The sequence below is a fragment of the Candidatus Cloacimonadota bacterium genome, assembly GCA_034722995.1.
Classification (GTDB): domain Bacteria; phylum Cloacimonadota; class Cloacimonadia; order JGIOTU-2; family JGIOTU-2; genus JAGMCF01.
The window spans coordinates 1-13,244 of record JAYEOL010000073.1; the positions used below are offsets into that span (position 1 = coordinate 1).

The 13,244-nt window shown below is 31.4% G+C and carries 14 protein-coding genes; 11 read left to right on the forward strand and 3 right to left on the reverse strand.

The features are described from left to right. Positions 1–172 precede the first annotated feature (172 nt). Positions 173–1,513, forward strand: coding sequence for a DUF2851 family protein (locus tag U9R23_08160; GenBank protein MEA3476394.1), 1,341 nt, complete (start codon positions 173–175; stop codon positions 1,511–1,513). A 106-nt stretch (positions 1,514–1,619) separates the two neighbouring features. Beyond that, positions 1,620–2,468 (forward strand): deoxyribonuclease IV, encoded by an 849-nt coding sequence (gene nfo, locus U9R23_08165; GenBank protein ID MEA3476395.1) that lies wholly within the window; start codon positions 1,620–1,622, stop codon positions 2,466–2,468. An 87-nt stretch (positions 2,469–2,555) separates the two neighbouring features. On the opposite strand, the gene U9R23_08170 is transcribed toward nfo, so the two are convergent. From U9R23_08170 to U9R23_08180, 3 genes are all read right to left on the reverse strand, one after another. Beyond that, positions 2,556–3,197 carry a T9SS type A sorting domain-containing protein gene (locus U9R23_08170; protein ID MEA3476396.1) on the reverse strand — a complete coding sequence of 214 codons (642 nt, stop codon included), beginning with the start codon at positions 3,195–3,197 and terminating at the stop codon, positions 2,556–2,558. Between the two features lie 275 nt (positions 3,198–3,472). Continuing rightward, a complete protein-coding gene (locus U9R23_08175; protein ID MEA3476397.1) occupies positions 3,473–3,874 on the reverse strand; it encodes a PIN domain nuclease in 402 nt (133 codons plus the stop codon). Continuing rightward, positions 3,871–4,110 carry a hypothetical protein gene (locus U9R23_08180; GenBank protein ID MEA3476398.1) on the reverse strand — a complete coding sequence of 80 codons (240 nt, stop codon included), beginning with the start codon at positions 4,108–4,110 and terminating at the stop codon, positions 3,871–3,873. Before U9R23_08180 ends, U9R23_08175 begins: the two co-directional genes overlap by 4 nt. 605 nt (positions 4,111–4,715) lie before the next feature. Between U9R23_08180 and der the strand changes: the two genes are divergently transcribed. The 9 genes from der (at position 4,716) to U9R23_08225 (ending at position 13,233) form a co-directional block, all read left to right on the forward strand. Further along, positions 4,716–6,113 carry a ribosome biogenesis GTPase Der gene (gene der, locus U9R23_08185; GenBank protein ID MEA3476399.1) on the forward strand — a complete coding sequence of 466 codons (1,398 nt, stop codon included), beginning with the start codon at positions 4,716–4,718 and terminating at the stop codon, positions 6,111–6,113. Between the two features lie 70 nt (positions 6,114–6,183). Further along, the gene (gene plsY, locus U9R23_08190) at positions 6,184–6,843 is read left to right on the forward strand and encodes a glycerol-3-phosphate 1-O-acyltransferase PlsY (protein MEA3476400.1); all 660 of its coding nucleotides are present in this window, start codon (positions 6,184–6,186) and stop codon (positions 6,841–6,843) included. 149 nt (positions 6,844–6,992) lie between these two features. Next, entirely contained in the window at positions 6,993–7,994 is a 1,002-nt protein-coding gene (gene rfaE1, locus U9R23_08195) for a D-glycero-beta-D-manno-heptose-7-phosphate kinase (GenBank protein MEA3476401.1), read from the forward strand. A 15-nt stretch (positions 7,995–8,009) separates the two neighbouring features. Continuing rightward, positions 8,010–8,504, forward strand: a complete 495-nt coding sequence (gene rfaE2 / locus U9R23_08200) for a D-glycero-beta-D-manno-heptose 1-phosphate adenylyltransferase (GenBank protein MEA3476402.1) — start codon at positions 8,010–8,012, stop codon at positions 8,502–8,504. Between the two features lie 11 nt (positions 8,505–8,515). After that, positions 8,516–9,556: a mechanosensitive ion channel family protein gene (locus tag U9R23_08205; protein MEA3476403.1), complete on the forward strand. Its 1,041-nt coding sequence runs from the start codon at positions 8,516–8,518 to the stop codon at positions 9,554–9,556. A 315-nt stretch (positions 9,557–9,871) separates the two neighbouring features. After that, on the forward strand, positions 9,872–10,822 hold the full coding sequence (locus tag U9R23_08210) for a radical SAM protein (GenBank protein ID MEA3476404.1): 951 nt from the start codon (positions 9,872–9,874) through the stop codon (positions 10,820–10,822). A gap of 318 nt (positions 10,823–11,140) precedes the next feature. Next, a complete protein-coding gene (gene hrcA, locus U9R23_08215) occupies positions 11,141–12,265 on the forward strand; it encodes a heat-inducible transcriptional repressor HrcA (GenBank protein MEA3476405.1) in 1,125 nt (374 codons plus the stop codon). Beyond that, positions 12,246–12,809, forward strand: coding sequence for a nucleotide exchange factor GrpE (locus U9R23_08220; protein ID MEA3476406.1), 564 nt, complete (start codon positions 12,246–12,248; stop codon positions 12,807–12,809). Before hrcA ends, U9R23_08220 begins: the two co-directional genes overlap by 20 nt. Further along, entirely contained in the window at positions 12,799–13,233 is a 435-nt protein-coding gene (locus U9R23_08225; protein MEA3476407.1) for a GxxExxY protein, read from the forward strand. Before U9R23_08220 ends, U9R23_08225 begins: the two co-directional genes overlap by 11 nt. Positions 13,234–13,244 lie beyond the last annotated feature (11 nt).

Genomic DNA, 13,244 nt, shown 5'->3' on the forward strand with positions numbered 1-13,244 from the left:
CAGGAAATTAAAAAATCTTGATGGTTTTAAATCAGAAAAAAATCTTGCCACCTTTATGAAGATCTGGTTTGTTAATTACCATGAAAAATTTAAAAATTAGACACAGTTATTTGAACGCTATCAAATAATAAAACATTGAAAATCTATTAATGAAATAAATTTGGGATATACAATGAAAGATAAAATAGCAGAAAACTTTCTCTACCACATCTGGGATGAACAGCATCTAAAAAGGGAATTACATACCTGTGATGGTAAAGAATTAAAAATATTATATCAGGGAAAATGGAATACAGATGCAGGTCCAGATTTTCATAATGCCATAATTCTTTTAGATTATGAAAAATTTCAGGGCGATGTTGAAATTCATAGATATGAATATGACTGGCATAATCATAATCATTATGAAGACCCTAATTATAACAATGTAATTCTTCATGTTGTGTTTGAAAAAGCTCCGAACACTTTATTTACTATTTCAGAATCCGGTAATAAAATTCCTATTCTTACTTTAGAAAATAATCTTGATGAAAGTATAGAAAAACTCTGGAAGAAATATGGTGAGAAACCATTTGATAAACTACAAAAAGGCAGTATCAAATGCTTATTAGCTGAATCAAGGCTTTCAAATAAAGAAATCTTAAATATCCTTCTAAATTTAGGCAGAAAACGATTTGAAAGAAAATGTAAACGGTTCGCTGCTGAGTTATATAACTCTGACTTTAATCAAATATTATACGAAGGAATTCTTGAGGCTCTTGGATATGCAAAAAATAAAATTCCTTTTCTAAGACTCGCAAAAACATTAAGTTATCAAAAGTTGCAAGGATTTTCTAAAATATGCAAAAATCCAGTAGATTTGTTTTGTATCCTTGCAATTGTAGGTGGCATAAACATTGAAGACTACAATTTCAACTTCTTGAATAAAAAAATTTTAAATAGCTTTGTATCTTTAAAAGAATTGGTTTATCAACAAATTAACGGTAATCTGATGAAAAAAAGTGAATGGAATTTTTTCAGAATCAGGCCTCAAAACCATCCATTGTACAGAATGTGGCAAATTTCTCCGTTTCTATTTTCTTCATTAGAAGTAAATTTAATCAATAAAATCATTTCAATTTTTAGTATTAAAAAAGATTCTGAAATCAAGTCAAAGATAATTCAGGATAAATTTTTCAAATTAATTATTGGTAATTCTAATAACTTTAAATGCGGTCTTGGAAAGTCAAGATGTGATGATATTTTTGCAAACATTGTGCTGCCTGTTTCTCATATCTATGCTGAAACTCTGAATTATAATGAAATGAAAGATACAATAGACAAGATTTATTTATCTTTACCTAAACTTTCAGAGAATTATATTACAAAATTTGTGTATGCCAGATTAGAGAGTAAGATTAAAAATTATAGAGCAATAAATTTACCTATTCAACAAGGGATGCTGCAACTATATTATCAATTCTGCAATTATTTTGATTGTAAGAATTGCATTCGTAATCTGACAAAAGAATAAGCCACGAAAACACACAAAAACACACAAAAAAATAAGAATTATATTTCATGTCCCCGATTGAATCGGGGATCGTGTGATTTCGTGGCTAATACTAATAGGAAGTGAAATGAATTTAGGCGCACATATTTCTATTACAGGTGGAGTTTTCAATGTTTTTGAAAGAGCAAAAAACATAACTGCCAATTCCATTCAAATTTTCACTAAAAGTAATAATCGCTGGTTTTCAAAACCATATAGCAAAAATGAAATTAAAGAATTTTATAGACTTCAAGAAGAATACAAACCTTTTGCAATTTTTGCTCATGACGCATATTTGATAAATCTTTGCAGTCCAAACTCTGAAATAGAAAAGAAGTCTATCTCCGCATTTGCAGATGAAATCAAAAGATGCGACCAGCTTAATCTCTCCTATCTTGTGATGCATCCTGGTTCTCATCTTGGAAAAGGTGAAAAATGGGGTTTGAATAAAATTGTTGAAAACTTCAATTTTATTTTAAATAAAAATCCGGACTGCAAAGTTACAATTCTATTAGAAACTACTGCTGGTCAAGGGACAAATCTTGGATATAAATTTGAACAACTTGAATATATCTTAGATAAAGTTGAATGCAAAAAGAAATTTGGAGTTTGTGTTGATACCTGCCACATCTTTGCTGCTGGATATGATATTTCAACTGAATCAGCTTATGAAAAAACAATAAATGATTTTGATAAAATAATCGGTTTAGAAAGAATAAAAGTCTTTCATTTAAATGATTCAAAAAAACCATTTGGCTCAAGAAAAGACAGGCATCAGCACATCGGAAAAGGTGAAATTGGTTTAGAAGCTTTCAGATATTTACTGAACGATAAAAGATTTTCCGATATTCCAATGGTTCTTGAAACTCCAAAAGATGATGAAAAGAATATGGATGTGGAAAATTTGAGAGTATTGAGGGGATTGAGATTAAAGTAGAAACACGTATAGAAACTCGACTCGGGTTTTTATTTCAAAAACTCGAGTCGAGTTTCAAAATGGTTTTCAAAATTGAAAGTCACTTTTTTATCTAATAATAATCATTTTCTTTATTTCATTGTAATTACTTGTTGTGAGTTGATAAAAATATATTCCAGTTGGAAAGTTAGATACATCAAATTCTGCTTTGCCTTTTGTTCCTTCAATTGGTTTAACTAATTTACCCTTAATATTATAAACTGATATTATTGCATCCTGTTCAAGAATACTACCTTTTATTTGATATTTGATAGTGGTTTTGTTCATAGCAGGATTTGGATAATTATAACAAAAAATTCCACCACCAAAATAATTAGACGAATTATTTGTAATTGTAACATTTACTAAATCTGGATTGGAATTATCATAACAATAAATCCCACCACCACAACTATTAATTGCTGTAATACTATTATCTGTTATAGTTACATTTAATAAACTAGGGGATGAACTATTCCTGCAGTAAATTCCACCACCATCATCATTAGCACTATTCCCAGTTATCGTTACATTCTCTAAACTCGGTGAGGAATCATAGCAGAAAATACCGCCACCACATTTATCTGGCCAATTACCCTGTGCTAATCCATTTGTTATTGTAAAACCGCATAAAACAGCAGTAGGATCTTCGCCATTATTAAATGTTACAACCCTGCTATACTGGTTTCCATCAATAACTGTTTGAGAAATATAAGCAGTATCAGGTGTGGTTAAAAATAAGGAAGCAACAGAGTAATATTCTTTCCATTATAGTTTATATTTTCGATGTATGTATCTGGTTGTACTATAACTGTATCTCCATTTGAAGCGACATTAATACCAGCTTGTATTGTAGATTGCTCTGCTGGGATATTTATGATTGTAGCAAAGGCATTACAAAAAAATAATAAACTAATAAATTCGTATTCCGTTTTTCCCTTTTCCGTTATCCTTTTAAGGTAGCTAAGTCATTTTTTCATCCTTTGTCATTTTACCCAGTTTTCAATTTTAATATTGGGAATGTATCTAAAATGCTCAATGTTATTAGTAACAATAATCAAATTATAGACGAGGGCAAAACTGCCTATCAGCAAATCAAAATCGCCAATTATTATTCCATCCTTTCTTAAAATAGCTTTATTTTTTGCAAATATAGTTGCTATCTCGTTACTGAAGTCATTAAGTACAGTTAATATTGATGCTAACTTTTCAATTCGTCTTAAATTAGATTCAACTTGCGAAGAATTATACGCACCAAATTTTAATTCGGCAATGTTTACAATAGTAGTGCATATATCTTTATCTCCAATAGAGCGCAATTTTTCTTCAATAAGGCTATTACCGTTTAGCAAGTATATACAGGTATCTGTATCCCATAAATATTTCATAGCTTAACATTCGCCATATTCACAGTTCGTGCACCATAAATATCTTTTATTATTTCTTCAGAAGTTCTTTCGTCTTCCCATGTTCCACTTAGAGAAAGTAGATCTTTGATTTTATTGGACTTCTTATGAAACTTGTTTTCTAAAAAAGTAATAATAACCTGAACATTGGGATGTACATTAATCTTTTCTAATGGTCTAATTTCTTTTCCATTATAAATTCCTCGTATAGAAAGCATTTTAACCTCCATTAATATCCATTATTTTTCAAAAATTTACTATACTATCAATAAATTCTACATCTTGTCAAGAAATTACAAATAATCCCAGAAAATTCGGTAACCCGTCCATTTGACAGGTGCTATCGCTTATTTTGCTTAGCTTACAAACTTGGCCAATTTCAAGTCAGAACAAATAATAAAAGATATTTATGTTGCAAAACATAAAAATTTAGTTTATCTTTATCAAATTTTTATTTAAATTTCTTTCAAATTTTAAATAAAGTTCAAGTTCATATTCTATCTATAGTATTATAAACAAAATCTTTGTTTTTTGAGCAAGAAATTTAACCGCAAAGTTCGCAGAGTAGACGCAAAGGACACAAAGACAATAAAATAACTCGGTGAACTTTGTCCCGCAATGGCGGGATTCTCTGCGGTTAGTTGCAGTTTACCGCACTAAGATATTATTCCGAAAAAACTAAAAGAAGGTTATTGGTTCAAATCTTACTTATTTATGTCCCTCATATTTCCTAAATTATTTGACAATAAAAAGCATCAGACATCAATTACAAACAAAGGCTTGACTTCGTCCCGATGCATCGGGACGAAGCAAGGTAATAAATATGTCAATCCCAATAGTTGCAATAATCGGAAGACCCAATGTGGGAAAGTCCACCATATTTAATCGTATGGTGCATAAAAGATTAGCTATAGTTGACCCTGAATCAGGTGTAACAAGAGATAGGAAGTATAAAGAAACTGACTGGTCTGGTCACTCATTTGTTGCTGTAGATACTGGTGGGATGGTTCCGAATACATCAGATATAATGGAAAAATCAATATTGTTTCAGGCAGAAACTGCCCTTGAGGAAGCTGATGTAATCGTATTTGTTGTTGATTGTAAAACTGGTATAACTGCAATTGATCAGCATATTAGCAAGAAATTATTCAATAGTTTAGACAAAGTTGTATTTGTCGTAAATAAAGTCGATAATCAAAATGATGAACTTTTATTACACGAATTCCTAAATCTTGGACTTGGTAAACCGATTGGTATTTCTGCAATAGGTGGAAGAAATTTTGGTGATTTCCTGGAAAGCATTGTTGAAAAATTTCCAACCACAGAATTGGCTGACTATGAGTTGGATAAAGACTCTATCAAAATCGCAGTAATTGGAAAACCAAATGTTGGAAAATCTTTATTAGTAAATAGAATAATTGGTCAGGATGCTGTTATTGTAACAGATATTCCGGGCACGACAAGAGATTCTGTCCATCTTAATTTTCAATATAAAGATAAACCAATGACATTTATAGATACTGCTGGCCTTCGGAAAAAGAGCAGGGTTAAATTCGGAATTGAATATTTTAGTAATCTTCGCAGCATAAGAAGTGTAAACACATCTGACATAGTCCTGATGCTCCTTGATGCCCAAGATGAAATATCTGTCCAAGACAAACGAATTGTTAGATATGCGAAATCTCAATATAAGGATATCATTCTTGTTGTGAACAAGTGGGACCTTATAGAAAAGGATAATTCAACAACTAAAATATATAATCAAAAAATTAAAGAAGAGATGAACTTTGTCGATTACGCACCAATAATATTCTTATCAGCATTAACCGGAAAAAGGGTTAATAAACTTTTAGATTTAATTCTAAAGGTTGAAGAGCAAAGTAATTATAGAATTCCCACTTCTAAATTGAATAGGTTTTTTGAATCTGTAACAAAGAAATATTTGCCTCATCATCCTTCAAGAAGGGAAGTAAAATTCTATTACTGCACACAAGCGGATATTCATCCACCAACTTTCATATTTAGTGTTAATAATCCAAAATTAATCACCGAAAATTACAAAAAATACATTTACAATCAAATCCGGGATGAACTTAAATTTGAAGGTGTTACAATAAAGTTAAAATTTAAAGGACATAAAAATAAATTCCAAAATTCAAATTACAAATATCAAACCCGCCTTCCATCCCGATTTCATCGGGACGGCGGACAGGTAAAATGACAAAACCAAAATATCAAAGACAGCCAGATTCGGGTCGTCGCTTTGCTCATGACTCGAACCGAAATGAATTATGAAAATTATAATCTCAATTATTATAGCTTATCTGCTTGGTTCAATACCTTTCGGGTTTCTTATAGGAAGACTTATAAAGGGAATTGATATCCGTCAATATGGGAGCAAAAATATCGGCGCGACAAATGTTTATCGGGTTATAGGTATAATTCCCGGTATCATTTCATTTATTCTTGATTTTTTCAAAGGGTTTTTTGCAGTTCAAATTGGACGATGGCTACTTGAAAGTTCAACGAATATATTTAATATTCCAATTTTAAATGTTCTTAATAATATTGAAGTGACTCAAACTTTTCAAATTCTGATTATTATTGTCGGGATTTCAGTAATGTTAGGTCATATTTTCCCGATTTTTCTTCAATTCAAAGGAGGAAAAGGAGTGGCAACCGGAGCAGGTGCCTTCATAAATATAGCTCCAATTCCTGTTGTCTATGCTTTAACTTCTTTTGTAATAACACTATTTATTTTTAGATATGTTTCGCTGGCATCTATGATAGCGGTAGCAGCATTTTTTATATCAGAATTGATAAGAAATATCCCGAAGTTTAACGAACTTCCTTTTTTAATATTGACAGCTTTTATAATGATTTTAATTATTTTCCGCCATAAAGAGAATATTAAAAGGCTAAAGAATGGCAAAGAGAAAAAGCTATGGTAACGCCGTGAACGGCGTGTTTCTTCCGTCTGGGCGTCTGTCTAGGCTTGGACTAGCCAAGACTGGCCGAGACCAATATATTTTTTCATAGTCCCAGCCTTTGGGACTAAATCCTAATTTAGTTTATGTATTATGGACAAAAAGGGAGCAAAATGAATATTCAAGAAGATAAATTACATAATATTCTAAATGAGTTCAAAAATAAAAAAATCCTTGTTATCGGTGACTTGATGTTAGACCATTATATTATTGGAGATGTAGAACGAATCTCGCCTGAAGCACCTGTGCAAATAGTAAAAGCAGAAAATGAAAAGTTCGGGCTTGGAGGTGCTGCTAATGTGGCAAATAATATTAAATCCTTAGGAGCAACACCTATTGTAATTGGAGCTGTTGGGAATGACTTAAATGGTCAAAAAGTTCTTGATATTTTTAAGAAAAATAATATCCTTGCCAAAGGAATTTTTAAGGACAAAAATCAACCAACAACACAAAAAACAAGAGTAATTGCCAGGCATCAACAACTTCTTCGGATTGATTTTGAAAATCCTGACGAGCTTTCTTCAGACCTATATAAAAAGATTGAAAATTATATTGAACAAATCATTCCAGATATAGATGGAATAATACTGCAAGATTATAATAAAGGACTACTTTCCAAAAGCCTTATTAGATTTATTCTTAAAATTGCAAATAAAAACGAAAAAATTATTGGGGTTGACCCAAAAACAAAAAACTTCTTTGAATATACAAATGCAACAATCTTTAAACCCAACAGATATGAAGTAGAAAAAAATCTTAATATTGATATTAAAAATGAGGAAGACTTGCTATCTGCTGCAAGAATTTTGATACAAAAAGTCAACTGTTCATACCTTGTTATAACACTTGGAGAAAATGGAATGTTCATCTGTGATAATAAGCGTAAACACTGGAAGATACCAACTTTTTCTCAAGAAGTTTATGAAGTTTCAGGTGCGGGTGACACAGTAATCAGCACACTTGTTTTAGCAAAAGCAGCTGGTTGCGATATTAAAACCGCATCAATAATTGCCAACCATGCAGCCGGGGCTGTTTGTGGAAAAGTTGGTGTTGCAATAGTCTCTCAAGAAGAAATTATTCTGTCTTTTCATGCCGAAGGCAGACCATTCGGATAAAAAGTGGAGTGAAAAATGGTTGTTTCAAAAAAAGAAATAAAAAATATCGCTGATAATCTTCATAAACAAAACAAAAAAATTGTGTTTACAAATGGTTGCTTTGATATTATCCATAGAGGCCATATAGAATATCTAAAAGAAGCCAAAAAACTTGGGAATGTATTAATTATCGGACTTAATAGTGATGATTCCGTGAAAAAAATTAAAGGAAAAAATAGACCAATAAATTGCGAAGAAGACAGAGCTGAAATTCTATCAAATCTAAAACCTGTGGATTTTGTTGTAACTTTTTACGAGAATACGCCTTACAAATTAATTAAAAGCATTATGCCAGATATTTTGGTTAAAGGTGGGGACTGGAAAATAGAAGAAATCGTCGGAAGTGATGTCGTTGTCAAAAATGGAGGTGAAGTTAAAAGTCTAAAATATTTTCCAGATAGTTCTACAAGCAAAGTTATCAAAAAAATTATTGCTTTGCAAGATTCAAAAACTCAAAAAATATCTTATTGAGGAGATTTTATATGATAAACTTCTTCTCTAACTTAAAATCCATTATCGTTCCAATTTCTCTCGTGATCGGGTGTACATTAATAGGTGTAATTTTGCAAAAAATCATTTTTGTAAGTCTAATGAAAATTGCCAAAAAGACAGCATGGAAAGGCGACGACATTATCGTTCACTCTATTAAGGGAATGCTAATTTTATGGGGATTTATCATTGGTATTTATATTGCTTTGCCGTTTGCTCCAGTATCTTCTAATGTGCTGATAGTTTTACATAAGATTCTTTTGGTGCTAATTATCTTTTCTGTTACTCTTGTTCTTGCAAAGATGGCTGCTGGATTTGCTCAGCAATACGGGAAAAAAACTGGTGGAACCCTCGCCAGTACAAGTATATTCAAAAATATAACAAAAGGCATCATTCTGGTCATCGGTGCTTTAATTATCTTACAAAGCCTAGGCATTGCAATCACTCCACTTTTAACTGCTTTGGGTGTTGGAGGTCTGGCTGTTGCTCTGGCTTTACAGGATACACTCTCAAATCTGTTTTCAGGATTTCAAGTTCTTGCTTCAGGTCAAATTAAAAAAGGAGACTTTATTCAACTTTCCTCTGGTGAGGCAGGATATGTGACAGACATAAACTGGAGAAATACAACTATTAAAGCTTTTGGAAATAATATTATTGTAATTCCGAACTCAAAACTTGCTTCACTTATTGTAACAAACTATAATTTACCGCAGAAAGATATGTCGGTTCCTATCGAAGTCGGCGTGAGTTATGACAGTGACCTCGAATTTGTAGAAAGTGTAACATTGGATGTAGCCAGAGAAGTTATGAAAGAGTTTAAAGATTTATCATCAAAAACTAACCCAATTATAAGGTATCGTTCATTTGGAGAATCAAGCATAAACTTTGTAGTCATTCTTTATGTTACCGAATATGTGAATAAATTTGTTATTCGTCACGAGTTTATAAAACGACTTCATAAACGATATAATGACGAAGGAATCGAAATACCTTTCCCACTTAGAACAGTTATTATGAAGCAACCCAAAGCATAATATTCAACTAAATCAGTATATTTCCTCCTAACAAAACAACTCTTGTTCCCATCCACTAGCTCCGAGACGGAGTCCCGATAAATCGTGTGCTGGCGGATGGGATCGAAATAGAGATTCATTCCCAAACTTATTTTTATGTTAATATGAAATTTTAAAAAAATTGATTCACCTGTGTTTATCCCGTATAATCCCGATACATCGAGACACGGGGTGAATCAGTGTTCTCGGCCTGCCTGGCATAGCCTCCACCCTCCGTCCCGATTATATCGGGACTGCGGAGGACGAGTTGGCGAAGCCAAGTGGTTAATAAAACAAATGAATAATTATAATGAATGTCAGCTATGCCCACGTAATTGCAAAGTAGACAGAACCAGAGGGGAGTTAGGGTATTGTGGAGAATCTGACAAACTCAAAATCTCCAGTATCTGTCCACATTTCGGAGAAGAACCCCCTATCTCTGGAATTAATGGCTCGGGCACTGTATTTTTTTCAGGATGTTCTCTGAAATGTCTGTTCTGTCAGAATTATCAAATATCTATTGAAGGAATGGGACGAATCTGGTCTGTTCCTGAAGTTGTTGACAAAATTGAAAAAATGTATAATACTTATAAAATCCATAATGTAAATTTTGTTACCCCTGACCATTTCTTTCCGCATACAATTGAAATAGTAAAATCACTTCGTAAAAGAAAAATTAATATTCCAACTCTCTACAATACATCGGGCTATCAGAAGTTATCATTACTAAAAAAAATAAAGGATTATGCCGATATTTATATGCCAGACTTTAAATATTCAGATAGTAATTTGAGTAAAAAACTTTCTAATTGTGACGATTATCCCGAGATTGCGATTGAAGCAATTTCAGAAATGATAAGGCAAAAAGGCTTTTTAGACTCCTTTGAAAATAATACGAATATCGCGGAAAAGGGAGTCTTGGTTAGGCATCTGATTTTACCAGAAAATGTGAAAAATTCTATTGATGTATTAACTACACTTTTTTTAGAATTTGGTAAGAATATTCCTATAAGTTTAATGTCGCAGTATTATCCACCTACAAGATTAGAATATATTAACCTAAATAAAGATATTAGTTATTTAAGCCATAGAATCAGATCTGATGCGTTTAGACAAATTTATGAACATGCTATGAGTTTAGGGTTCAAAAATATGCTTGTACAATTTCCTTATGGATTCAAAACTTATAAAGATAAAACTGACTTTGTTACTGATTTCAGAAAGAAAAAGCCGTTTAAAGGGAAATAAGGGTATAGGGAGATAAGGGTATAATAAGGACTTTACTCTTCGCCCTCGAGCTTCAGTTTGGTGACGGGAAAAGGTCTCAAAGCATTAATGGATTGAGACCTTTATTTTACGGTTACCTTTCAAAATGTGTGGTTACAATTTTTAATAAAATGCAAAAGAGAGATAACAAACCTTATATAACAGAATTTCATGTTAAGTTATTCCTACCTATAATTTTTTAGAGAAAACCTTTAAAAAACTTTGACATTGAAAGAATGAAACTTAAATTATAGTTAAATTTAGCACTCTCAAATAAAGAGTGATAGAAAATAGGATAAAATGTTAAAAGAAAATAAATTTTCAATTGGAACTGATTTTTCAGAAAAAAGCAAAATATCAAAAAGGCAGAAAGAAATTCTTAAAGCTATAATCTTAGAGCATCTCAAAACTACCCAGGCTGTCGGCTCAAAGATTCTATCAGACAATTATGATTTTAATGTGGGTCCAGCAACTATTCGTAACGAGATGGCTGTGTTAACTGAAAATAGTTTCATTGAACAACTTCATACATCTGCTGGCAGAATTCCAACTGAAAAAGGATATAAATTTTACATAAATGACATACTTGATTTTGAGAAGAATATACCTGAACAAAAAATCAAAATGATGCAAGCCCTTCTTTCGCACAACTTTCAAAGTATTGATTTGATGTTTACTTCTATTCTTAAATTCCTAGCAAATGTTTCAGGACAATTAAGCATTATAGCTGAGCCTGATTTTTCTTCTGGAATTCTAAAAAAACTGAATATCTTTAAGATTGAAGGTGATAAACTACTTTTAGTAATCAGTCTTGATGTTGGGCTTGAAAAAACCATTATTGTGCCAAATTCACACAATATTTCTAGCGCACAAATTTCTGCTATGGTTAGATATTTTAATAATAGATTTTCAGGACTACAGATTTATCAAATTCAAAATCAATTTAACAAAGAATTTGAATCATCCTGCTCTAAACAACAAACTATTCTCTTTGAAATATTTTCAGAAATTAAAAATGTGATAAATAAACTTAGTCCCTATATCATACGATTTGATGGTAATCTGGGATTCTTAAGTCAACCAGAATTCAACTCTAAAGAGAAAATTCTTCAGCTTTTGAGAATTATAAATAATCAAAGTGATTTTATAAAAATTTTTAAGAAATATGAACAAAATGATTATACTATTTTAATGGGAGAGGAAATAAAAAGCCATGATTACTCTGAGCTTGTATTAATTTTTGGTAAGTATCAAGTAATGGACCTATCGGGTTTTATTGGCATTCTGGGAACAAGAAGAATGAACTATCGTGAAAATATTCCTATGATTTGTTTTGCATCGCGTATGATTACTGAAATGACGACAAAAGGGACTGTAATGCCATTTATTAAAAAGGAGCATCAATATGCAGGAAAAGAAAATTGAAAAAAATAAACAAACTGTTACTAAACATAGAAAAGCTAAAATTATTAAAAGAAAAAGTAGAACTCCTGGCTTAGCTCAACGGAATGCTAAATTAAAAGAAGAGGTAGAATTTTATAAAGACAAATGGTTACGGGCTGTGGCTGAATTTGAGAACTTCAGAAAAAGAAATATTAAAGAAAGAATTGACTGGATAAAAAATGCAAATCAAGCGCTTCTTTTAGAAATTATTGATGTATATGAACATTTAGAATTGGCAATCAAATCTGCAAAGGATGAAAAAGTTCCTGCAAACTATCAGAAAGCTATTAAAATGATTTATGACCAGATGAAGAATATTCTGGAAAAACAAGGTCTGAAAAAGATGGAAACTGTCGGGAAAGAATTCAATCCAAGTTTGCATGATGCGGTAGTTTGTATAGAACATAAAAAATATGATGAAAATATAATTTTTGATAATGTTAAAAATGGCTATCTTTTGAATGACAAAGTATTGTGTCATGCAAGAGTAGCTGTTTCAAAAGGAAAGAAAAAAAATGCAAAATAACCACAAAGTCTCAAAGACACGAAGAAATAATATTATTTTCAAACCAATTACAGAAAAAGAAGAACTTATTGCAAAAAAAATAGTTGATGCTGCATATAAAGTACATAAAAAATTAGGTCCAGGATTACTTGAAAAGATTTATGAAGTATGCTTTTGCTACGAGTTATCCAAAAATGATCTAAAAAATCGAAGACAGGTTAACATTCCAATTTTATATGATGGAATAACTTTTGATGAGGGTCTTAGAATTGATGTTCTAGTTGAAGAGCTAATTATTTGTGAGATAAAATCAGTTGAAAAAATGAATCCAGTCTGGGAAGCTCAAATACTCAGTTATTTAAAATTAACTGGAAAAAGACTTGGATTTATTATAAACTTTAATGTTCCGTTAATTAAAGATGGCATAAAAAGAATTATTCTATAACCTTTGTGCAT